The sequence below is a fragment of the Cellvibrio fontiphilus genome (genome assembly GCF_042646205.1).
Classification (GTDB): domain Bacteria; phylum Pseudomonadota; class Gammaproteobacteria; order Pseudomonadales; family Cellvibrionaceae; genus Cellvibrio; species Cellvibrio fontiphilus_A.
In genome coordinates, this window is record NZ_JBHRTF010000004.1 from 719,508 (window position 1) to 742,424 (window position 22,917).

Annotated in this window: 20 protein-coding genes; 12 read left to right on the forward strand and 8 right to left on the reverse strand. The window is 51.9% G+C overall.

The genetic code is table 11. The features are described 5' to 3' along the window. Positions 1-57: 57 nt before the first annotated feature. Entirely contained in the window at positions 58-3,648 is a 3,591-nt protein-coding gene (locus tag ACFODX_RS11675) for a discoidin domain-containing protein (RefSeq protein ID WP_378119274.1), read from the reverse strand. Positions 3,649-3,979: 331 nt separating this feature from the next. Between ACFODX_RS11675 and ACFODX_RS11680 the strand changes: the two genes are divergently transcribed. Then, the gene (locus tag ACFODX_RS11680) at positions 3,980-5,158 is read left to right on the forward strand and encodes an AraC family transcriptional regulator (protein ID WP_378119276.1); all 1,179 of its coding nucleotides are present in this window, start codon (positions 3,980-3,982) and stop codon (positions 5,156-5,158) included. Positions 5,159-5,228: 70 nt separating this feature from the next. Here the strand turns inward: ACFODX_RS11680 and ACFODX_RS11685 are convergent, their stop codons facing one another. Beyond that, complete coding sequence (locus ACFODX_RS11685; protein WP_378119278.1) at positions 5,229-7,088, reverse strand: carbohydrate-binding protein; 1,860 nt, start codon at positions 7,086-7,088, stop codon at positions 5,229-5,231. Between the two features lie 354 nt (positions 7,089-7,442). Between ACFODX_RS11685 and rpsF the strand changes: the two genes are divergently transcribed. From rpsF to ACFODX_RS11725, 8 genes are all read left to right on the forward strand, one after another. Continuing rightward, positions 7,443-7,880, forward strand: a complete 438-nt coding sequence (gene rpsF / locus ACFODX_RS11690; RefSeq protein ID WP_324257943.1) for a 30S ribosomal protein S6 — start codon at positions 7,443-7,445, stop codon at positions 7,878-7,880. Between the two features lie 3 nt (positions 7,881-7,883). Then, complete coding sequence (gene rpsR, locus ACFODX_RS11695) at positions 7,884-8,111, forward strand: 30S ribosomal protein S18 (RefSeq protein WP_007643439.1); 228 nt, start codon at positions 7,884-7,886, stop codon at positions 8,109-8,111. 11 nt (positions 8,112-8,122) lie between these two features. After that, complete coding sequence (gene rplI, locus ACFODX_RS11700; RefSeq protein ID WP_378119281.1) at positions 8,123-8,569, forward strand: 50S ribosomal protein L9; 447 nt, start codon at positions 8,123-8,125, stop codon at positions 8,567-8,569. A gap of 207 nt (positions 8,570-8,776) precedes the next feature. Next, positions 8,777-10,183: a replicative DNA helicase gene (gene dnaB, locus ACFODX_RS11705; protein WP_378119283.1), complete on the forward strand. Its 1,407-nt coding sequence runs from the start codon at positions 8,777-8,779 to the stop codon at positions 10,181-10,183. 45 nt (positions 10,184-10,228) lie between these two features. Further along, entirely contained in the window at positions 10,229-10,753 is a 525-nt protein-coding gene (locus tag ACFODX_RS11710; protein ID WP_378119285.1) for an MOSC domain-containing protein, read from the forward strand. 127 nt (positions 10,754-10,880) lie between these two features. Continuing rightward, entirely contained in the window at positions 10,881-11,732 is an 852-nt protein-coding gene (gene panC / locus ACFODX_RS11715) for a pantoate--beta-alanine ligase (RefSeq protein ID WP_378119287.1), read from the forward strand. 35 nt (positions 11,733-11,767) lie between these two features. Beyond that, a complete protein-coding gene (gene panD / locus ACFODX_RS11720) occupies positions 11,768-12,148 on the forward strand; it encodes an aspartate 1-decarboxylase (RefSeq protein ID WP_040392365.1) in 381 nt (126 codons plus the stop codon). A 107-nt stretch (positions 12,149-12,255) separates the two neighbouring features. Then, positions 12,256-12,489 (forward strand): hypothetical protein, encoded by a 234-nt coding sequence (locus ACFODX_RS11725; RefSeq protein WP_378119290.1) that lies wholly within the window; start codon positions 12,256-12,258, stop codon positions 12,487-12,489. Between the two features lie 84 nt (positions 12,490-12,573). Here ACFODX_RS11725 and ACFODX_RS11730 read toward each other — a convergent pair whose 3' ends face one another. Continuing rightward, on the reverse strand, positions 12,574-14,490 hold the full coding sequence (locus ACFODX_RS11730; RefSeq protein WP_378119292.1) for a family 16 glycosylhydrolase: 1,917 nt from the start codon (positions 14,488-14,490) through the stop codon (positions 12,574-12,576). A gap of 531 nt (positions 14,491-15,021) precedes the next feature. Here ACFODX_RS11730 and acs point away from each other — a divergent pair. From acs to ACFODX_RS11745, 3 genes are all read left to right on the forward strand, one after another. Further along, complete coding sequence (acs, locus tag ACFODX_RS11735) at positions 15,022-16,959, forward strand: acetate--CoA ligase (RefSeq protein WP_378119294.1); 1,938 nt, start codon at positions 15,022-15,024, stop codon at positions 16,957-16,959. Positions 16,960-17,095: 136 nt separating this feature from the next. Then, positions 17,096-17,680, forward strand: a complete 585-nt coding sequence (gene smrA, locus ACFODX_RS11740; RefSeq protein ID WP_378119296.1) for a DNA endonuclease SmrA — start codon at positions 17,096-17,098, stop codon at positions 17,678-17,680. Positions 17,681-17,743: 63 nt separating this feature from the next. Further along, positions 17,744-18,619, forward strand: coding sequence for an alpha/beta hydrolase (locus tag ACFODX_RS11745; protein ID WP_378119298.1), 876 nt, complete (start codon positions 17,744-17,746; stop codon positions 18,617-18,619). 73 nt (positions 18,620-18,692) lie between these two features. On the opposite strand, the gene ACFODX_RS11750 is transcribed toward ACFODX_RS11745, so the two are convergent. The 5 genes from ACFODX_RS11750 to ACFODX_RS11770 all read right to left on the reverse strand — a co-directional run bounded on the left by ACFODX_RS11750 (position 18,693) and on the right by ACFODX_RS11770 (position 22,871). Next, positions 18,693-19,106 (reverse strand): DUF6524 family protein, encoded by a 414-nt coding sequence (locus ACFODX_RS11750; RefSeq protein ID WP_378119300.1) that lies wholly within the window; start codon positions 19,104-19,106, stop codon positions 18,693-18,695. A 41-nt stretch (positions 19,107-19,147) separates the two neighbouring features. Then, positions 19,148-19,594 (reverse strand): GNAT family N-acetyltransferase, encoded by a 447-nt coding sequence (locus ACFODX_RS11755; protein ID WP_378119302.1) that lies wholly within the window; start codon positions 19,592-19,594, stop codon positions 19,148-19,150. A 13-nt stretch (positions 19,595-19,607) separates the two neighbouring features. Further along, positions 19,608-19,901 carry a DUF2288 domain-containing protein gene (locus ACFODX_RS11760; protein WP_378119304.1) on the reverse strand — a complete coding sequence of 98 codons (294 nt, stop codon included), beginning with the start codon at positions 19,899-19,901 and terminating at the stop codon, positions 19,608-19,610. Then, positions 19,901-20,797 carry a hydroxymethylglutaryl-CoA lyase gene (locus tag ACFODX_RS11765; protein ID WP_378120093.1) on the reverse strand — a complete coding sequence of 299 codons (897 nt, stop codon included), beginning with the start codon at positions 20,795-20,797 and terminating at the stop codon, positions 19,901-19,903. The genes ACFODX_RS11760 and ACFODX_RS11765 overlap by 1 nt, the downstream gene beginning before the upstream one ends. A 73-nt stretch (positions 20,798-20,870) precedes the next feature. Next, positions 20,871-22,871 carry a PAS domain-containing hybrid sensor histidine kinase/response regulator gene (locus ACFODX_RS11770; protein WP_378119306.1) on the reverse strand — a complete coding sequence of 667 codons (2,001 nt, stop codon included), beginning with the start codon at positions 22,869-22,871 and terminating at the stop codon, positions 20,871-20,873. Positions 22,872-22,917 lie beyond the last annotated feature (46 nt).

Sequence of the window (22,917 nt, forward strand, 5' to 3'; positions counted from 1 at the left end):
AAAACCGCCCGCAAAAGCGCAGGCGGTTATTAAAGCGATTACTGAATATTATTTTTATTAGTAGCCAGTAATGCGCACCTCCCAGATTGAATAACCCCATTGGTTTCCGGCACTGCGCGCGGTGCCATTAATGCGCAGGTAGCGGTAGTTGCCGTTCAGGGTGAGTGTGTCGGTGCGGTTGCCAAAAGTGCCATCGGATTTGCTGGCGATGTTGGTCCAGTTGGCGTTGTCGTTTGAGCCTTGAACGGTGTAAGCCGCCGCGTTAGCCGCTTCCCAATCGATGGCAATTTGGGTCAGGGTTTTTGCGCTGCCCAAGTCGAGTGTGATCCAGCTTGGGTCAATACCATGCGCTGACTCCCAACGGGTGCCACCGTTTTTATCGATTGCATTCGCTGCCGGTGTTAAGGCCGTGCTCGCGGTGGCGCTCACGGGTGTTAATAATGCCGGTGTTGCAGTGCTTGATACGGAACTGCTGCTTGCGGCTGCAGTTTGTGCGTACACCTTTAATTCAAAGATCGAATAACCCCAGGTGTTGCCGGTGCTGCGTGCAGTGGCATACACACGTACATAGCGATAGCTGCCGCTCACGGCATGGGTATCGGTGCGGTTACCGAATGCGCCGCCAGTGACGGTTTTCAGTGTGCTCCAGCTGGTGCCATTGGTAGAACCTTGTACTTCATGGTTCGCCGCGTTGGCTGCTTCCCAATCGATCACCACTTGGGTCAGCGCACGGCTGCTGCCAAGGTCAACCATCAACCAGCTTGGGCTTACACCATGGTTGGATTCCCAACGTGTTCCGGCATTGCCATCCACAGCGTTAGCGGCAGGTTGGAAGTTAGTGCTTGCCGTTACCGGACGACCTTGTGATACCAATACCGAGGCCGGTGCGCTTGAACTGCTGACGCTGGACGGTGTTGATGAAGGCGCGCTGGAGCTGGCAACGGATGATGCCGGTGCAGATCCGGTGAAGGACACCGCAATGGTGTGGCTCGCCGAGATCGCATTGAAGGTGTAGCTGTTCAATGCACCCAGTGAAACGCCATCCACAATTACGTTGGCAACTTGTTGGCCAGCGGGAGGCGTGAAGCTATAGGTCGCGGAATCCGTATTGTTTTTGCTGTAACGGATGGTGCCGGCCGGGCTGATACTGCCTACGCCGTCCAAATTGATGGCATAGATGCGGTGCGGTTTCAGATCCACTGCCATCAACTGTACATCGGCCACTTCAACTACCTGACCTGCCGGTGGGCGGAACCAGAAGCGGAAGTTGCGTTCATTTGCGGGTGGATAAGCGCTGAAGCCGGTGAAGCTTTCGTAGCTGCCATCGGTGTTGCTGTTGGTCCAGTCGATCATGGTGTTGTTGGCGGTGCCGTATTCCACTTTGAACTGGGCAAGGCTGCGCGGTGCAGATTTATCGCCCGCTACCAAGACTTCTTTTACTTCAAAGTCAGGGTCGATATTCACGCTGACCCACAAGTCTTGATTGTCTGCCACACCCGGACGGCCGCTGGCTTTGTTGCCGGTTGAGCCATCGACCGCGCGCGAGGCAACACCCCACCATTCATTTTCCCAGCCTGAGCTTGCGCCAGTGAAATTGGTTGCGCTGATCGCTGGAACCAATGGATCGCCGGAACCGATGTAAGCAATTTCACGAATTACCACATCATCGATAAAGGTGGTCGCATTGCCCATGTTGCCGAACAGGAAGGCAAGGCGGCCTGCGTTATCACCCGCGGTAAAGTCCACATTGAAGCTGTAGTTCGCCATGGTGGTACCCAGTGCGACCGTTTGCAGCAAATAGGTGCCAGGGGTGGATGGGTTCAGTTGGTTTTCGGACAAACGCACTTGAATATTGCGTGGCGATGCCGCGCGAGCGCGGAAGCTCACTTGGTAACGATAATTGCGTTTCAAGCCAAAGCCCGAGGTGTGCAGCTGGTATGAGCCTGAGCCGGTACCTTGTGCCGCCGCAGTGATACGCGCTTCGCCATTAATCACCGAATAGGCTGCACCTGAACCGTCGTAGTTCTCGCCTTGCCAGCCTGCCAAACCATCGTTGAAGGCACCGTTACCCAGCACGTTGATGCTGCGGTCTACTTGCGCAGTGCCAGCAGGTTTTGGATAGACGTTGGCCACATCTTCAAAGGCTTTGAATTCCAGCAGCCAGATCGGCTCGGCTTTATCGATACGGCCTTTGGTAACGAGTTTGACGTAACGGTAAGTCTTGTTCACATCAAAGGTATGGGTTGCCCAACCTACGCTCTGCTGGTCAGAGCTGAGGATGTATTCCCAGTTACCGGAAGAGGTTTTGCCATAAATGTCGTAGGACTTGGGCAGGTTCCAGCTCCACTCGATCCAGAAGTACTTGATGGGTTTGTCCACACCGTAATCGATGGTGACTGAGTGCATGTTGTCATCGCGTGGGGTTGCCCACTTGGAGCCAACATAACCATCGGCAGCGTTTTTCGCGCTGTTGTCGCGGTAGGCGTTATCGCCTTCCTGCAAGTAAGCATCTGCCGTTACCGATACCGGTGCCATCCAGCCTTTCAGCGAATAGAAACCTTTGGTGTTGTTGCTGGGGCGGAAGAAGCTGTATTTGCTCTCGTCGATGTACTTGTGCCAGCTGTCGGTAGTCGGCAGTGGCCAATGCGCCACATAGTCCACCAGGAAGTCGGTACCGGTGCGGCCGATATTGGTGTTCATGGCTGCGGTATCTATGTACTCATGCTCGGTCACGCCATTGGTGGTGCGGGTGTAGCCGGTTTTGTTGGCGACATTCGCGTCGGTGCTGAACTTGTTGTAGTTGCCTACATCCGGCCATTCCACGTGGGTGATGGCGTGGTTAAGGATCATGCGCATCGGGGTAACGTACGGCCAGGGTTGGTCGCCGCGTTCGGCTTTGGTCCAAGTGTAAGTTTTAACACCGTTGACGTAGTACTCAACCGACTCAGGGGTTTTGATCACGCCATAGGTGATGTACTGGTCGCTCGGGTTAATCCCCAACTGCGCGTAAGTGGTACCAAATGGGTTGCCGCCGTACGCAGGGTAGGGGGCTGACCAGTGGGTTTGCGGCGCTTTACTCGCGTTGGCACCTGTGAATTCGATAATGTCCAGTTCCTGACACGCGGTCCAACCCACATCCGGGAAGTTTCCTAATAACCACCATGCGGGGAATTCGCCATTGCGCGCCGGCGGCATTTTGATGCGCGCTTCAAACTTACCGTACACAAACGTGGAGGAATCGGTAATTTGCGATTCAATCCGACCCGCGCGGATAAACAATGGCTTGCCCTGACCGGCGTTGCCACCGTAGTAGTCCTGGATCTGGCCGTCCATATAGCGGGCTTTCAGGTTCAACACCTTGCCATCGCTTGCGCCAGCATCCGGTTGCCCGACACGGAAGGTCCAGTCAGCGGCGGGGTATTCCACGTCCTGGTAATCAATGTCTTCGCCATTTACAAAGATATTTTTTTCCACCAACCATTTATTGCGGTCGATGCTCACGCCATCGAATTGATCGACAAAACTGGTGTTGGCATTGGGGCTGGCCCACCAGGGGTCGTTGTAGTCAGTTGCCAAACTGGGGGTAGCGCTGAGCGCGAGCATGGTTAATGCCAGCGAGTTGAGCCTCGCAGGGAGTTGATGTTTCATAGTTCCTCCAAGGGAATTATTGTTTTTAATCACAGGAGATTGGGAGCTATAGCCTTAAGGGGCTGGTTCAATTTATGTGAGCTTTACCAGCGGAGGCTTCCTGCTGGCGTGGTTATCGGGAAAGTGGGAGTTCCCACTTATGACGCATAAATGGGATGCCGCTTGAGGGGGAAATTTCGCGTGGCAGTCGTTTAATGGAATGCTCCATTATTGAAAATGCGGTCTGCGTCAGTGACGGCAAAACAAGCTGTGATAAGTTAATACTGCGAGTACGGAAAACTGACCGAGTGTTCAACTGGGGCTATCGCCCTCCTGGTGATGTATAAAAATAATGAAACATCTGCTCCTTAATTTGCATGAAGTAGTCATAGTCCTGACGATTTTGGAGGCCGCAATCCTCTGCGTTGCGCTGGGCTTGTTGCCCCGTGGCGGTAAGGAATCGCGACGATTGCAGCAATGCTTCTTTCTGTTGGTGATAGGCACTCTCACGGCTACGCTCATTATCTGGAACAGCAGCTTCCAAACAATGGCGATAGCCCAGTCCACCCTGTTGCCAGCACTCTTGTCGGCCTGCTTGTTATTGCAGGGGCCGACGTTGTTTTTTTATTTGCGCTCCCTCTCCACCAAGCACCCTTTGCTGCAGTGGCGTGAAACCATTCACTTGCTGCCTGCACTCTTGGCGGTTGGGCTAATCATCATCTATGACCTGAGCCTCCATGATTGGCTACCCTGGCATTGGGCCAGCCTCTCGGATGAGGATGGTGCGGCGCTCAAATTTGTGTGGTTCTTGGTGAAATGTTCACCGCTTATTTATGTGTTGGCCTGTTTCCGCGCCGAGTATCGGTTGCGCCAGCAATTAAAACAGCTCTACTCCAGTATTTCTGAGCATGAATTGCGGCTGGCCGACTGGGTGCTGGGCGGATTTTTCATCCACTGGTTATGGTCATTTGTCGCGTATTTCCTGGGCGATTACGTGAGTGGTGAGACAAATGATTTGCTGGGCATACTGAATAACTACCTCACGGTGTTGTTGGTCAACGGTTTATTTTTGTTGGGTTGGCGCAATACGCGGGCGCTGTTACAACATGACCTTGTGGTGGTAGCGGCGCCGGAAAAAGATCGGTTGCGCGACATTCCGCAGGTGAGCGAGAAATGTGAGGCCGTTGAACGTGGCATTCATGAATTGCAGTTGCATTTGGACAGTCACATCAATCTGGAGCGATTCGCCGAGCAGATGGGCCTTAAACCGCGCGAGCTATCCACCATCATTAACGACCATTACCAGCAAAACTTTTTTGAGTTTATTAATGCCCAGCGTATTGAAGAGGCAAAACGGTTGCTAGCGTCACCGGCATCTGCAGGCGATACAGTACTGGATATTTTGTATAAATCCGGTTTCAACAGCCAATCGGCATTCCACCGCTTTTTTAAGCGCCTGACCGGCACAACGCCGTCGGAATATCGCAAGCGAGCGTTGGCGCAGGCGCAAGCGGCGCCGTCCTCCTGTTAAAAAGCCGCCCGCAGGCGGCTCCGGTAGGCTGCTTAGCCCCATCGTGTATTTAATCGCTACAACACTGGGATCAATTTGCCTTGCTGATGCGAATCCAATTGATGTTCCAGCCGCCGGCATTGGCTTTGATACCCAGCTTGCGGCTACCGGCCGGCAGGTTCACCGTGTGTTTGATGGTAGTCCAGGTTTGCCAGCCGCCGGTACTCGGGATAGCCAGCGTGCCGTAGGCAGGGCTGCCGCCCGCTTCCTCCAGGGTAAGGTTGCCGCCGCCATTTTGGCTGGCCACGCGATACTCGATCACGTAACTGCCGCTAGTGGGAATGTTCACCGGCGTGCCCGCGTAAGAGAGCCAATCCCCGGCGTCAATCCAGCCCACATTTTTCCCGCCACCGGTATCGCTGGTATTTTCCGTTTGGGTGCCCTGTTGCTGGCTGAAGTCCTCGGCTTGGAGGGTGGCTATCACCGCGCCGGGATTGGTGGGATTGTCGCCCGCGCTTTCGATTTTTAACCAGTTCAGGTTGAAACCACCGCTAATCGCGGAGATGGCAATAGCTTGGTCGCCGGCAGGCAGCACTACGTTGTGGGAGATGGTTTGCCAGGTTTGCCAGTTCCCGGTAGGCGGTACGTTGATATTGCTAAACACCGGGCTGCCGCCTGCACGCTCCAGCTGGATTTGGCCGCCGCCCGTTTGGCTCGCGATTCTGTAACTCACTTTGTAGGTGCCGGCAGCGGGCACATTCACCGAGTAGGTCATCCAATCGCCATTGTCGATGTAACCCACATTCAAGCCGCCGCCGGCATCGCTGGTGTTCTCGGTTTTGACACCGGACATCTGGCACCAGTTTTCGGCCTGGATGGTATCGCCAAGGTTGGCCTTGGTGCAGCCACCTCCGGTGCCGCTGTCGCCGCCATCAATCGGTTTGCGGCCGGCCAAAATTTCTTTGATAAAACGCCCCGACTCTTTGAGCGATCCATCCGCCCAAAAGAAAGAAGAGGTTTCTATCTCACCGGTGGCTTGATCCCGCTCCTTATCATGAAAGGCCCAGCCCGCATGGCTAATACCATTGGCGCGCAAAAAGTTTATCCATGCCCAGGTCTCCGGGTAATTGATGTTGCCGCGACCATTGGCATGGCCTGCACCCCATTCGGTGGCAAACAGGGCGGCACCATTATTGAGTGCGGTCTGTGCCTTGGCGCGATAAGAACTGCCGTGGCTATCGGCATAGAAATGAACGGTGTAGGCCAAATTGGAGACATTGGCCTTGTTGTTTGATGCGACATCGACATCCTGCGACCAGTTAGGTGTGCCCATAATGATCAGGTTGTCCGGGTCAATCGCGCGGATTTTACCGCCCACATACTCGGCGTAAGGCTTGAGCGTATTGTTCCAATCCGCATTCAGTGGCTCGTTGTAGAGTTCATAAATAACGTTGTTGTAACTTCCCCACTTTTGCGCGACTTGCTTGAAGAAGGCTTCCGCTGCACCCCAGTTCTCGTGGGCCTTGTGGCTGTGGTAGTCGACAATCACATACATGTCGTTGTCGATGGCAGCTTGAATCACAGTGTCGAGCCGCGCCATGTTGCCATTCCAATCGTCCTGAATACCTCCTCCCTCCCCATGCCCTATGGCGGCACGGATAAGGGTGGCGTTGAACTCGGTTTTGGCGCGCTTGACGGTGGCGGCGGTGTAGAACTTCTCCGCACCCCAGCCGGTATTGCTCCAAAACAGCGAGACACCTTCAAGGCTCACGGATTTGCCGCCAACCAAAACCTTATTGCCCTGTACTTGCAATGCCGGGACGGCAGCCAGAGCTGAGTTGCATAAAACAATACTGACCACGCCGGCCGCCAGGTTTGCCAGTAAGCGTTTGCGGGGGAAGGTGGTGCGCGCTGCGTGTGTCGCTGCAGGAGTGGAGCGATGTTTGTTCATTATTGTTGTCCTCAGTGAGTTGGGAAATGAGTCACACCAGAGAGTCTCTGGTGTGCTGCCAATCTCAAGGAGGAGCCGGTATTACAACCACCTGTTTTAGGTTGACTACCTAAAGTGGCAGTCCCATTTTTTGCCGGAACGGGAATCCGGCGCGAAACGACAGGCGTTGCGCCTGCCAAAGCCGGCTACAACATTATTTTTACTTGCTTGTAAAGAGTCTTGTCCGTACAATTCCGCACCCCCAAACTGGCCGGGGGTAAGGTCGCGCAAGCGATTGTAAAATCGGCTACTCCTTGTCTCACTGTTGTGCGGTTTACCGCAGAGTAGGAGGCTTTAACCCGTAAGGAGCTAAACATGCGTCATTACGAAATCGTCTTTTTGGTTCATCCAGACCAAAGCGAACAAGTACCTGCAATGGTAGAGCGTTACACCTCTGCTATCAAAAACGACGGTGGTCAAGTTCACCGTTTGGAAGACTGGGGCCGTCGTCAACTGGCTTACTCCATCAATAAAGTGCACAAAGCTCACTACATTCTGATGAACGTAGAATGCTCTGACGCAGTATTGGAAGAGTTGACTACCAACTTCCGTTACAACGATGCCGTTCTGCGTAGCCTGGTGCTGCGTGAAGATGCTGCTATCACCGAAGAATCATTCATCATGAAAGCCGAGAAAGAAGGCCGTGAGCGTAAAGCACGTCCAGCACGCGCTGAACGTCGTGATGACGCAGAAGACCTGTCTGATGAAGACGGCGTTGATGCAGATGATTTCGAAGAAGAGCAGGAGGTATAACCCATGGCACGTTTTTTCCGTCGTCGCAAATTCTGCCGTTTTACCGCTGAAGGCACCAAGCGCATCGATTACAAAGATGTAGAAACGCTGAAGGCTTACATCACTGAAACCGGCAAAATCGTTCCAAGCCGTATCACTGGCACCAAAGCTAAATACCAACGTCAGTTGGCTACCGCTATCAAGCGTGCTCGTTACCTGGCTTTGATTCCATACACTGACAGCCACGAGTAAGGGGTAAAGAGATGGAAGTTATTCTGCTCGATAAAGTAGGTAAATTAGGCGCTATTGGTGACAAGGTTAGCGTTAAGTCTGGCTACGGTCGTAACTACCTGTTGCCACAAGGCAAGGCTGTTGCTGCTACTGCAAAAAACATCGCTGACTTCGAAGCGCGTCGCGCTGAGTTGGAAGCAGCTGCTGCTAGCAAGATTGCTGATGCAACTGCACGCGCTGAGAAACTGGCTGCTTTGGAAGTGACTATCGCTGCCAACGCCGGTGACGAAGGCCGTCTGTTTGGTTCTATCGGTACTCGCGACATCGCTGAAGCAATCACTGCTGCTGGCGTTGCTGTTGCCAAGTCTGAAGTTCGCTTGCCACAAGGCGTTCTGCGTGAAATCGGTCAATACGAGATCGATGTTCAGCTGCACGCTGAAGTGATCCAAGCTGTTAAGTTGGCGGTTATTCCAGAGTAATTTTTAACCCCCTCCCGGCCTCCCCCTTTGTAAGGGGGAGGAGTTTAGTCTCCCTCCCCTTGATAAGGGGAGGGCCGGGGAGGGGTCAGTTACTACTGACAAGCCAAATGAAATCGGGCACTATCGACAACCTTTTGGTTGAAGAGCAAGTGCCCGATTTTTTTTGCTCCCAATTTGATAAAAACTCTACCTGCGTTTATCCAACCTATGCCTGAATCCAGCTTCGAATCCGTCAGCTTTGAGGATCGCCTCGCCAGCCAGTTAAGCGCCCAAACCGCCTTGCCACATTCGGTTGAAGCCGAACAATCGGTGCTGGGTGGTTTGATGCTCGACAATAACCGCCTGGATGCGGTGCTGGAAGTGATTTCCGAAAGTGACTTCTTCCGCGAGGATCACAAGTTGATCTTCCGCATGATGCTGGCGCTGCAAGAAGCCGGGCAACCGCTGGACGTTATCACCCTGTCGGAAGAGCTGCACAAACACGATGAATTGGAGCGTGTGGGTGGTTTGGGCTATTTGGTCGAAATGGCCAACAACACTCCAAGTGCGGCCAATATCGCGGCTTACGCCAAAATTGTGCGCGAGCGCTCCACCCTGCGTCAGTTGATTGCCGCCGCCCAGGACATCAGCAAATCCAGTATGAATCCGGCCGGTTTGGATTCTGATGACCTGCTGCAGCTTGCCGAAAAGCGCGTTGCCGAAATCGCCGAGGATCGCCCTAAAGAAGGCGGTTTGGTCGGTGTTAACGAACTGCTGAAAGAGACAGTTAAACGCATCGACGAACTCTTTCGCTCCGGCAGCGATATCACCGGTGTTCCTACGGGCATTACCGACCTGGATCAGCGCACCTCCGGCTGGCAGCCGGGTGAATTGATTATCCTTGCGGCGCGTCCGTCCATGGGTAAAACCGCCTTGGCGTTGAACTTTGTGGAGGGCGCATTATTCAATCAGCCCAAACCGGTGGTGGTATTCAGTATGGAAATGCCATCCTCCGCGCTGGTGATGCGGATGATGTCCTCCATCGGTCGTATCGATCAGGGCAAGATGCGCAACGGTAAACTCACCGAAGAGGACTGGCCGAAACTTTCCTCCGCCGTGGCCAAACTCAAAGACAAACTGCTGTTTATCGACGATACCGGCGGCTTGAACCCGCAGGAAATGCGCGCGCGCATTCGCCGTATTGCGCGCGAACACGGCAACCCCGGCATGATCATGGTGGACTACCTGCAGTTGATGACAGTCGCCGGTAGTGGTGAAGGTCGTACCCAGGAAATCTCCGAAATCTCGCGCTCGCTCAAAGGCATGGCCAAAGAATTTGAATGCCCGATGATCGCCCTGTCACAGCTAAACCGCGGTGTAGAGCAGCGCCCCAATAAGCGCCCGATGAACTCTGACCTGCGTGAATCTGGCGCCATCGAACAGGACGCAGACGTCATTTTGTTTATCTACCGCGACGAATACTACAACGAGGACAGCCCCGACAAAGGCATAGCCGAACTCATTATCGGCAAGCAGCGTAACGGCGAAATCGGCACCTGCCGCGCTGCGTTTGTTGGTAAATACACCCGCTTTGATAACCTTGCGCCAGAGTATTTCCAGCAAGATCCTTACTAGTTAGATCGGCACCAATAGCAATCCCGCACAACTGAGATGCTCCCCATGAACAGCCAAGCCAAATTACTCGATAAACTTTGCGCCAACATCGCTCCCGGAAAGTTGGAGTGGATTGGCTTGCGCAGCGAGCGGCGCGGTGAAGTCGTGGTGGTTGATCAAGCCGAAGCGGCGGTAGGGCTGGGGTTGATGGGCGATCACCGGATGAAAAAAACGCCCGGTTCAGCGCGCCAAGTTACACTGATCAGCAGCGAATATATTGAAGCCATTTGCCGTCACACCGGCCATCAATCGATTGACCCGCTCCTGCTGCGCCGCAACCTGGTTATCTCCGGCATGAATATGAATTTGCTGCGCTACCAGCGGTTGCAAATTGGTGAGGTGATCCTCGAAACCAACGCCCTCTGCCACCCCTGCTCGCGCATGGATGAAGCCTTGGGTGCGGGCGGTACCGCAGCCATGTTTGGTTATGGCGGGCTTTGCGCCAAAGTCATTCAGGGGGGTGTTATGCGTGTGGGTGATGCGGTGGTGCGCTTGCCCGTCATCGACAATCAGGCGCGGCTTTTCCCTTGACATGCAGTGTTAGCCTACTTGGATTTTCTGGTTATTTTTTGATCTAAAAATGTACTTCTCAATCCTGACCGTGTATCATCGCGCGCCCTGAACCGGGGCTATTTTGCGGGCAGTTTGAGGCATGACTATGCAGGTTTTTCACCATATCCAATCCCTTCGCGATGCCCTGGCGGCGGAGCGCAAAGCCGGCAAGCGCATAGGTTTTGTGCCTACCATGGGCAACCTGCACAACGCCCATATCGAGTTAGTCAAAATCGCCCAGCGCAACTGCGATGTGGTGGTCACCAGTATTTTTGTAAACCCGCTGCAGTTTGGTTTAAACGAAGATTGGGATAAATACCCGCGCACCCTGGCGGCTGACTCCGCAAAGCTGGAAGCGGTGGGTTGCGATTATTTGTTTTGCCCCGATGAAAAGGAAATCTACCCCAATGGCATGGCCGAGCAGACGCGGGTGATAGTGCCGACTATGACCGATGTGCTCTGCGGCGCCAGTCGCCCCGGCCACTTTGAGGGCGTGACAACGGTTGTCACCAAGTTGTTTAATATTGTGCAGCCAGACGAAGCCGTATTCGGCATTAAGGATTTCCAGCAGCTCGCGGTAATCCGGCGCATGGTGGAAGACTTGTGTATCCCCATCAAAATTACCGCCGGCGAGATCTTCCGCGAGGAGGATGGTTTGGCGATGAGCTCGCGCAATGGTTTTATCACGGCCGACGAGCGCCCCAACGTGGCGGTGCTCAACCGCAGTCTAAATGCGATCAAGCAGGCGATTACCGACGGTCGCCGCGATTTTTCAGTGCTGGTGGACGAAGCGCGCACGCAAATTGAAGCGGCGGGTTTTCGGGTGGACTACATCAGTATTTGCAATAGCCGCACACTGGATATGGCGGCACACGATGATCGGGAGATCACTATACTCGGCGCCATGTATACCCAGGGCGCGCGGTTAATTGACAATGTTTCTGTGGTGCTGGGTTAATTCCCGCCTGCATCAGTGATTCCCCGGAGGATTCCATGCTGACTCATATGCTGAAAGCAAAATTACACATGGCCAAGGTGACCCAAGCCGAACTGTGGTACGACGGTTCCTGCGCCATAGATGCCGATTTGGTGGCGCTGGCAGGCATGCGTGAATTTGAGCAAATCGATATTTACAACGTGAACAACGGTGAGCGTTTCCATACCTATATCATCCTCGCCGAGCCAGGCTCAGGCACCTTCTCTATGAATGGTGCGGCGGCGCGTAAAGTGGCGGTGGGTGATCGCGTCATTATCGCGACCTATGGCTATTTTAATGACGAAGAGCTGGCCACCCACAAGCCCAAGCTGGTCTATCTGAACGAAGACAACAGTGTGAATCGCACCAGCAATACCATCCCTATGCAAATGGAATAACCAGTTGCTGGGTTTTTTAGTGAGTAGGTGCGTATAAAAGGGCGGATCAACCGCCCTTTTTTGTGTCTGCAATTTAATTATCGAGAGTGTTTTTCCGGAGAGTAATTATGTCCAAAAAAACCGATGAAATTCTCAAGCAGTTTGGCATGGATGAGGAGCCGCAAAAAGAACACAGCTTGCAGGAAAACGCCAAGGAGCGCGCTTTGCATCCCGATCATTTGAATGCGGGAACCGCGTTTGATTGGGAGGAGATGGAGGCTTACAAACAAGAGTTGGAAAGAATGGATCGTGAGGGAATTGCACGCGTTAAAAACGCCAATACAAACTCCCAAAAAAGCTAAAAGGCCAATAAAAAAGGCGAGGGATCACCCTCGCCAAGTTGGCACACAAACTCCCTCTCCAGACTAGGTAATAATGGTTATAACTTAGGGGCAGAGGCCTGAGCTGTTGGCTGTGTTGTGGCTCAGTGACGCATGACTTAATGCACTCACGCAAAAGTTGACCACCAGTGTGCCGCCAGCTGCGCTGGTGGTTTGCAGGGTGATCTTCCCATCGCTGCCGGTTTTACCGCTTACACCCGTTTGATTAATGGTGCCGCTGAAATTGCCGGTTACCGTGGCATTGGCAACGGGGTTATTGTTGTTATCCAGCACAGTCACTGTGGCTGTTGCGTATTTGGTGCCTTTGCCAGCACTGGCGGTGCTGGTGCTCACACCACTAACACTCATGGATGTTGCCGGCGCCGGCGCTGTTCCCTCGGCGTAGGTGCTGAAGTTATCCAGATAATAAGTGTGGCCGGTGAAGGTATTGGGAGCGAGCAACAGCACAATTTTGCTTACGGCTGTGTCGGCGGTGGTGCCATCAATCCGGTCATCCATCAGGAACTTAACCCGTTGCCAGCTGTTTTGCGCAGTGGTGTGGGCGATATAACGGGAGTGGCGGCCAGTTGGGAAGTTGCTTGCGGTTGCCGTGCTGCTCTCCAGTTGTACCAGCATTTCAGTGCCTACCGGTGCATTGGTGTAAACGTCCAGATAAAACGCCTTGCTGCCACTGACAAACGGGGCTGCATTGGGAATCAGGCTGGTGGTGCCAGAAATCACATCGTATTGCGAGCTGCTGCTGCGCACATAACTGGCCACCAGGCTGGAGGTATTTACGCCTGTTGGCGATGGGTTGGCACTCGCCTGATTAAGGTTGCCTGTCCAGCTGGTATAAGCCAGGTTGCGATTGCTTTCGAAATCGTCGTGGATGTCAGCTTTACTCAAAGTGGGCGCAACATGCACATTCAGTGACAGGTTATAGCTACCGCAGCTATTGGTGATTCTCACTGTCACAGGCCCACCCAGAGTTCCCCAATTGACTGTCAGCGATTTGCCGGTTGAGGTCTGCCCGGTTGGGCTGGTCCAGCTGTAGCTGCTGTTGGTTCCCGCTTCATCGATCACCGAGTAGGTGGCACTGGTATTGGGTTCAACCAGATGTTTGCCGCTCAGGTTAGGTTTGCCATAGTTGTAGACACGCACATAATCCACTTGCATGGTCTGTGGCAGCATGGATTCATCCACTGGCCCGCCCAGGTTGCCGCCAATCGCCAGGTTGAGAATCATGTAGTACTGGAAGTCTTCAAAGGTCCAGTAGGCCGGGTTGCCCAGATCTGCCGGGGTTTTGGTGGAGTAGAGCAGGTCGTCTATGTACCAGCGGATCACATTGGGCTCCCATTCCACCGCATAGGTGTGGAAGTTATCCGACCAGGTATCGGGTTGTTTCAAAATACGGCCGCTAGTCCACTGATTGTTCGGCCAGGCCTCGCCGTAATGCAGTGTGCCAAACGCAATCATGTTGGCTTGACCAGTGGCTTCCAAAATGTCTATCTCACCACTCATCGGCCAGCCCACGTTGGTGTTGGCGGGCAGCATCCAAAAGGCGGGCCACATACCGGCACCGCGCGGTACTTTCACACGCGCTTCAAAGCGACCGTTTTTCCATTGGCCGCCGTTTGGCATGTTCAATGTTCTGATGCGCGATGAGGTGTAAGCCTTGGAGCCGACGCGCTGTTTTTTGGCGGTAATGGTTAGTAAACCATTGGCTACTGTTGCGTTAGCCGACTGATAGGATTGAAGTTCGTTGTTGCCCCAGCCGCAAATGCCATAGCTGCAGCCATCGCCGTTTTGGAACTCCCATTTGGTGGTATCCACCGCTGTGCCATTAAATTCATCGGCCCAGATGGGGGTGGGGTTTTGGCATTGGGTTGCGGCATAGCCAGAGGCCGCCAGCAGGCCGGTCGCTGCGATTGCCAGACGGCCCAAACCTTTTGCCAGTAGTGATGGATATTGATGAAAAAACATAGTTGATTGCCTCGTTGATATCGTTATTAGATGAGTTCAGAGCTTCTGCATCAGCAGGGTGCTGCTGGCAGGGGAGCGGGCAATATCGCTGTCAGGCGGGTGTTGTTTTTATATCCACTGTCGCCACTTCACTCCCAAGCAGCACCAGCTTAGGCGTTGCAGGGAGTGGGAGTTAGTCCCATGTTGGGGTGCACTTAACATGATTCGTATCACTTTTAGTGGCACACAAATCATTTTTTGCGGGAAACCATCGATAGGGAATAGCTTTCGCACGAAGAAGTTCAGTTGGTTATAACTATTAATGAGATAAGTCGGCCTAAAGCCAGAAGCCTCGTTTTGTCCAAGCTTATTAAGACGGGTAAAAACGCGTAAATCTTTTCGATTGGACAACGTTGTCATTGAGATTGAAGGAGCATAACTGCTAAGCTTTGGGTCGAACTTTTACAAGCCTGTGCCGTGATTGGAGTAACTGCTGTATCACCTGTGTGGGTTTGCCAACGAATAACAAGATAACGTCAAAGCGAGATCAACATGTCAGAAGTCCAGCTGTATCCGGTTCCCGAAGCTTTTAAACGTAACGCGGCGATTGATTTGGCGCGCTATAAGGAGATGTACGAACAATCCATCAATTCACCCGACACCTTTTGGGCGGAGCAGGCCAAGGCGTTTTTGACCTGGCAGCAACCCTGGTCGCAAGTGACCAAGAGCGATCTTAAAAAAGGCGAGGTGGCCTGGTTTGTGGGCGGCAAGTTAAATGTGAGCGTGAACTGTATCGACCGCCACCTGCCCGCACGCGCCAAACAAACCGCCATTATTTGGGAGGGGGATGACCCTTCCGAAGACCAGTTCATCAGCTATCAAGAATTACATGACCAAGTCTGTCGTTTGGCTAACGCCTTGCGTGAACGCGGTGTTAAGAAGGGTGATCGAGTCTGCATTTATATGCCGATGATCCCCGAAGCGGCCTACGCCATGCTTGCCTGTACCCGCATCGGCGCGATTCACTCTATTGTTTTTGGTGGCTTCTCCCCAGAAGCCCTTAAAGACCGTATTCAGGATGCCGAGTGTCAGGTGGTGATTACCGCCGATGAAGGTCTGCGTGGCGGCAAGCGTGTCCCGCTGAAAAAGAATGCTGATGTTGCCTTGGCGCAGTGCCCCGGTGTGCACACCTGTATCGTGGTGAAGCGCACTGGCGGCGATATCGCTTGGGATGAAAAACGCGATTTCTGGTACGAAGATCTGGTTGAGCGTCAGGCCAATGAGTGCGAACCGGAGGTGATGGATGCGGAAGATCCGCTATTTATTCTTTATACCTCCGGCTCCACCGGCAAACCTAAAGGTGTATTGCACACCACCGGTGGCTACCTGCTGCAAGCGGCTATGACCCACAAATATGTGTTCGATTATCAGGAGGGCGATGTTTATTGGTGTACCGCCGATGTGGGTTGGGTCACCGGCCACAGTTACATCGTTTACGGCCCGCTTACCAATGGCGCGACTACCCTGATGTTTGAAGGTGTGCCGACCTACCCGGATGCTTCGCGTTGCTGGCAGGTGATCGATAAACACGGCGTCAACAGCTTCTACACCGCGCCCACCGCGATTCGCGCGCTTATGGGTGCCGGCAACGATTACGTCACCAAAACCTCGCGCGCCAGCCTGAAAATCCTCGGCAGTGTGGGCGAACCGATTAACCCCGAAGCCTGGGAGTGGTACTACCGTGTCGTAGGCGATAGCCGCTGCCCGATCATGGATACCTGGTGGCAAACCGAAACTGGCGCGCACATGCTCACGCCATTGCCCGGCGCGATTGACCTTAAACCCGGCTCTGCCACCGTGCCTTTCTTTGGTGTGCAGCCAGTGTTGCTTGATCCGGAAGGTAAAGAAGTGATCGGCGCCGGCGAGGGTAACCTCTGTATTAAAGCCGCGTGGCCTAGCCAAATCCGCACCGTGTTTGGCGATCATCAGCGCTGCATCGATACCTACTACAGCACCTATCCCGGCTACTACTTCACCGGCGACGGTGCGCGCCGCGATGCCGATGGCTACTACTGGATCACCGGCCGCGTGGACGATGTATTAAACGTCTCCGGCCATCGCATGGGCACCGCCGAAGTGGAAAGCGCCTTGGTCTTGCACGATAAGGTTGCCGAAGCGGCGGTGGTTGGCTACCCCCACGACATCAAAGGTCAGGGTATCTACGCCTATGTGACCCTGATGGCCGGTGAGCAGCCCAGCGATGAGCTGAAAAAAGAATTGCTGGCGCTGGTAGTGAAAGAGATTGGTGCCATCGCCCGCCCCGATATCATCCAGTGGGCACCGGGTTTACCCAAAACCCGCTCCGGCAAAATCATGCGCCGCATTCTGCGCAAAATCGCCGCGAATGAATTGGATTCGCTGGGCGATACCTCAACCCTGGCTGATCCGGCTGTAGTGAACGAGCTGATTGCCAATCGTGCCAATAAATAAGGGCGCCAATAAATAAGTATCAGTGCAACAGAATTCATCCTGATTGATCCGGGATGCGTACAACAAAGGCCGCCTCACAAGGGCGGCTTTTTGTTTTACAATTTCAACTCACTTACTGCTGTCCAGATGTCCGCTTATGTCTACCAACAATCCCTCAGATGTCGATTTTTTCCTCTCCCAAATGCAGGGCGTTAAACCCATCAAAGTGGAAGAAAAGGTGGTGCTCGCACCCACGCATCAGGATAAAACCAGTATCGAAACCCGCCGCAAAGCGGCAACGGCGGAACTCGCTAAAGATAAAAATTTCCTCTCCGGCGAATACATAGAACCGCTTGATCCACTCTCGGTGATTGAATTCAAACGCGATGGTGTGCAACACGGTGTTTACCGCAGTTTACGTATGGGCAAATACCAAATTGATGCGCGCCTGGATTTGCATAACATGACCGTTGAGCAAGCGCGCACTGCTGTTTTTCAATTTATAAAAGACTGCATGACCAACGACATCCGCTGTGCACTTATCACCCATGGCAAAGGCGAAGGTCGCGATCAACCGGCGCAATTAAAAAGCTGTGTTGCCCACTGGCTGCCGCAGTTAGATGAAGTTATGGCCTTTCACTCAGCGCAAAAGCGTCACGGTTGGGTGGGCGCCACCTATGTGCTGTTGCGCAAAAGCGACAAGAAAAAGCTGGAAAATTGGGAGCTGCATAACAAGCGTTAGCCGTATTTTTCAATCAGTTGAGACGCTTTTCTGCAGCGATAATTATCTGTTGGGAGTAACACTATGCGCAGTGCCAAGATTTTTTTATTGTTGGTTTTTGTTGTAACCGCACATGTTGTTTGCGCCCAGCAGAGCGTTAAACATTTTGTTTTGAACAACACCGAAATTATTCCCATCAGCTCCAAACACACCGGGCGCGCACATGAGCTGGTGATAGTTTATCCCTTTAGTTACAACACAAATCCCGATAAAAAATACCCGGTGCTTTATTATCTGGATGCCTATTGGGATACCCCGCTGCTGGTTTCCACTTACGGCAACTTGATTTACGACAATCTGGTGCCCGAATTTATTATGGTGGGTTTGTCCTATCCATCATCGGCTGACTATGGCAAAGAAAGGCGTATGGATTACACCTTTACGGCTGTTGGTAAAGGATCGGGCAGGGCGGATTTATTTTTACAATTTATCCAGCATGAAGTTGCGCCCCTGATTGAAAAACAATATCGCGGTGAAAAAACTGACAGGGTGGTTGCCGGTAATTCATTGGGCGGATTGTTTGCCATTACTGCAGCCTATCAAGCGCCGGATTTTTTTAGCGGTTTTATCGCGTTAAGTCCTGCGGTGGAGTGGGATAAACAAGCGCTGGTTAAGCTGGATAACAACTATGCCAAAACACATAAATCGCTCAATGGCCGTATGTTTATATCTTATGGCAGCACAGAGTACCCAGCCTTTCGCGACCCTATCATCAATTTCCAACAGCAGTTGGCAGCACGTAAATACCAAGGGCTTGAATTACAAAACTATGTAATGCAAGGGCTTGATCACACCACGGTGAAAGGTGATGGTTATGTGCGTGGATTAATCTGGGCGTGGAAACACAAAAAGCCCGCAGGCCCGAGTGGATTGGAGCGGGATATGACGGGGGCCAAGTAATTATTTTTTATCAGTAGTAGTAAAACAATGTGAGAGGAAGGATTAGCCAATACATTGGCTAATCCTTAAAAAATTAGCGGTCTTCAATCTCATCCACATCCACTTGTCCGCTCATACGGCGAGTGAAGTGCGACCAACACATACCAACAGCAAGCAAGGCGGCTAGTAAAACTTCAATCACCCAGGCCATGGCTGAAATATCAGAAACGCTTAAAAAGCCCCAGTAAATAAATAGCCACACCAAACTTGCAAACAACGCCGATAAAACAATCACACCCACAATGCCCAATGAGTTAAGTGTCGCTTTTATATAAATACCCCAGCCTATCAACAGAATAATTCCCGCGATTACAACATAAGGGGTGATGTCGCTAAAGCTGTTATAAACCCAATGAAAATAGGAATAACCACTGGGGTTATAACTGAGCAGCACCAATAAGAGCGCGAATAAAAAACGTAATGCAACACCGCTGGCGGTTAGGTTCATATAAATTTCCTGATAGTTTTTAGTCGGGATGATTATAAATTTTACTGTGAAAAGTGACGGCGGTACTTAATAAAGCCGGTTTTAGCACTTGGGTCGTAACCCATTGCGGTATAAAAATCTCGCGCAATTAGGTTTCCGTTGCTGGTTTGTAGCATTATCTTGGAACAATCCTGCTCCACACAAAATGCCTCAATATAATCCATCATACTTTTACCGATACCTGTGCGTTTATAGTCGGCACTGACAGCTACATTTTCAATTAACGCAAAGGGCTGATTATTGAACATCACATCCTCACACAAGCACACGAGTGCAGTGGCAACAATTTCACCAGCATCATCACACACCAGCAAGTAGGTGTTGCTGCTTTCTGCTACTGCGTCAATTCGTTCCGGTGATACTGAAACAGGCGAGAGCGTATTTAGCTCGCGGTACAAATTGGCGATGGCTCCGGCATCGTCTTTGGTGGCTCGGCGAATATAACGCATGCTTGGGTACCTGTTAGATTATCGGCTGCACCAATACCCAAGGTTTTATCACTACTGCCCACACCAATGCATTTTGTTCATACCATTGTTGTGCCTGCGAATCTTTTACTGCATCTACCAGTCCTGCATCCATCCACTCTTTAATTTGTGTGGCGTTGTCTGCAACGATTTGTGCAGCGACATGGGTTAAATCCAATGTTGGATCTACAGCGATGGCGTTGCCGCTGGCGAAAAAACGTTGTAGTTCGTGCCAGTGAATTTGCGCGGTTTCCAAATTGATTTGTTGTTCGATTTCGTTGGTCATCATTACTTACTCATCGCTTTTGCGACTTTTGAATTAGTCGGTTTGTTTAATGCTGCGCTAATAGTGTTGCCAGCATAAATTAATTTATCCAGATTCACGCCGTGTTCAATGCCCAAGCCATTTAACAGGTAAACTAAATCCTCTGTGGCGACATTGCCGGTGGCGCCGGCGGCATAAGGGCAGCCACCTAAACCCGCGACAGAAGAATCGATAACACTCACGCCCATTTCCAATGCAGCAAAAATATTAGCGAGTGCTTGGCCGTAGGTGTCGTGCATGTGGGCGGCAATTTTTTCGATGGGAATATCGCGCGCAACGGTTTCAATTAATTGTTTGGTTTGCCCGGCAGTACCCACGCCAATGGTGTCGCCCAGGGAAATTTCATAACAGCCCATGGCCAATAATTCTCTGGCGATACTGGCAACCTGATGTGCATCGACAGCGCCGGAATAGGGGCAGCCGAGTACACAAGAAATATAACCGCGCACCGGAATTTGTTGTGCTTTCGCGGCGTCAATCAGCGCTGCAAAGCGCTGAATACTTTCGGCGATTGTGCAGTTAATATTTTTTTGGCTAAAGGCTTCTGATGCCGCTGCAAAAATGGCTACTTCATTCGCGCCTACCGCAATAGCGCGTTCATAACCTTGTAAATTCGGAGTGAGTGCTGCGTAAGTTACATGCGGTTTGCGCGCGATACCCGAAAACACTTCGCCGCTATCGGCCATTTGTGGCACCCATTTGGGGTTCACAAAACTACCGGCTTCTATGTAGGTTAAACCGGCGGCAACCAGATTCTCAATCAGTTGAATTTTGGTGGCGGTGGCAATGGTTTGTTTTTCGTTTTGCAGGCCATCGCGCGGGCCTACTTCAACGATGCGAACTTTGCGAGGGAGATTCATCACAGCAATCACTCGGAGATAAAACCGCAGTGTAGCAGATGCGGATTAATGCTTGCACCAAAGGACTATTGGCTCAATTCATTGCATTTCGACGTGCGTTTTCGGCATCGTTGAGTGCTTTATTTAATTCATCCAGTTGAATTGGTTTGGTGGCAAACGCATTCATGCCTGAGGCAAAGGCGCGCTCTGCATCTGTAGGCTGTACTCCAGCGGTGAGCGCAATAATCCAGGGTTGGCCCGCCACATTTTCTTGTGCCCTTATCTGTTGTGTAGCCGTGTAGCCATCCATGACGCGCATCTGTATATCCATCAAAATAATATCAATGGCTAGCTCACGGCAAATTTCAACCGCTTCAGCACCATCGGTTACGGCGGTGATGTTGCTGTACCCCAGTTTGGATAGCATTTTGATAACAACCATCTTATTCACACTGTTGTCTTCCACTACCAGTATGCGAGTAGTGCGGGGCATAGGGTTAAGCCGTGTGTCCTCATCGCTTGCGGCGAGTGTTGCTGCAGATAAAGTTGCGTTGTGCTCGCTGGCTGTGCTTGTTTCCAATGCCGGCGTATCGCATGCAATATCCAGATTAAAGAAAAATCCGGTACCTTTACCTACGGTGCTTTCCAGCCATATTTTACCGCCCATTTGTTCGATAATTTTTTTGGAAATGGCCAGCCCCAAACCTGTGCCGCCGTATTTGCGGGTGATGGAGTTGTCGGCTTGGGTAAATACCTGAAATAAATTTCCCTGCAATTCAGTGGGAATGCCAATGCCTGTATCTTTTACGGTAAATACCAGTGGGCACATTTTTTTGCCGCGGCGATAGCTGAGCTGTTGATTTGTTTGCAGTTGCACACTGACCGTAATTGAACCGGCTTCGGTAAATTTTATTGCATTGCCAATCAAGTTAATAAGCACTTGGCGAATGCGTGTGGAATCGCTGATCAGGTTAGTAGGTATCTGCTGATCCAGGGATAGAACGATGCTCAGGTTTTTGTTTTGTGCTGCTTTTTTGAAAAGCTCCAGGGTTTCTTCCAGCAGCGTTTGCAAATTAAACCTGTGGGATTCCAGTTGGATTTGGCCTGCTTCTATTTTGGAGTAGTCAAGAATATCGTTGATGATAACCAGCAAGCCTTCGCCGCAGGATTGAATAGTGCGCACCAATTGGCGCTGTTCTTCAGTGAGGTTGGTGTCTGCCAATAATGAGGCGCAACCAATAACGCCATTCATGGGCGTGCGGATTTCGTGGCTCATTACCGCTAAAAATGCGCTCTTGGCTTTTGCTGCTTCTTCGGCTTGTTCTTTGGCGCGGGCGAGAGCTTGTTCGGTTTCCACCAATTGGGTGATGTCGCGGGTTAGCCCCACCAAACCAACCAATTGATTGTGATTGTCGTACACCGGGGTTTTGATGGAATCCGCGTATTGTATGCGGCCATCGATATTTTCAACGCGTTCGCGGGTGCGCAAGGCAATGCCACTTTTCAGCATTGCCTGCTCTTCGCGAAATAATCGTTCCGCTTGTTCCGGGGTAAAGCGCGGGGAGTCCAAATCACTTTTGCCAACCCAGTCTTCCATGTTGTTTATATGGTGCTGCTCGCGCCAGGCTTTGTTGCCACCCAAATAGCGCGATTGTGCATCCTTGTAATAAAAACGGTCGGGTAGTTGGTCGAGCAAATGCATAAAATAATTAGCAGAGGTTAACACCTGTTGCTGTTGTGCATACTGCTCGGTAATTTCAAAAATGCGGCCTTCGTAAGTGGTGTTGGCAGAACCTTTTTGTGCCGAGGCCTGCAGTAAAAACCAGTGGATTTTTTCGCCCCGGCTAATAGTGAAACTCAGGTCGACAAAAGTGCGTTCGCCATACATTAATTGATTGAGCTGGGTGTAAATAGATGGGCGGTGCTGAAGGTCTACTTGATCAAACGGGAAGGGGCTATCTGCAATCAGGGATTCAGTTGTAATGCCAAAAATATCTGCCAGGTTATTGTTGCAAAAACAGATAGTGCACTTGCCGCTGTCCTCGGCAGAAAAGGTAAACAATATGCATGGCAGCGACTCTGCAAAAGGCATCATTAAGCTCGACGTTGGCGAGTGATGGCTTAATTCTAGGTGAAATCAG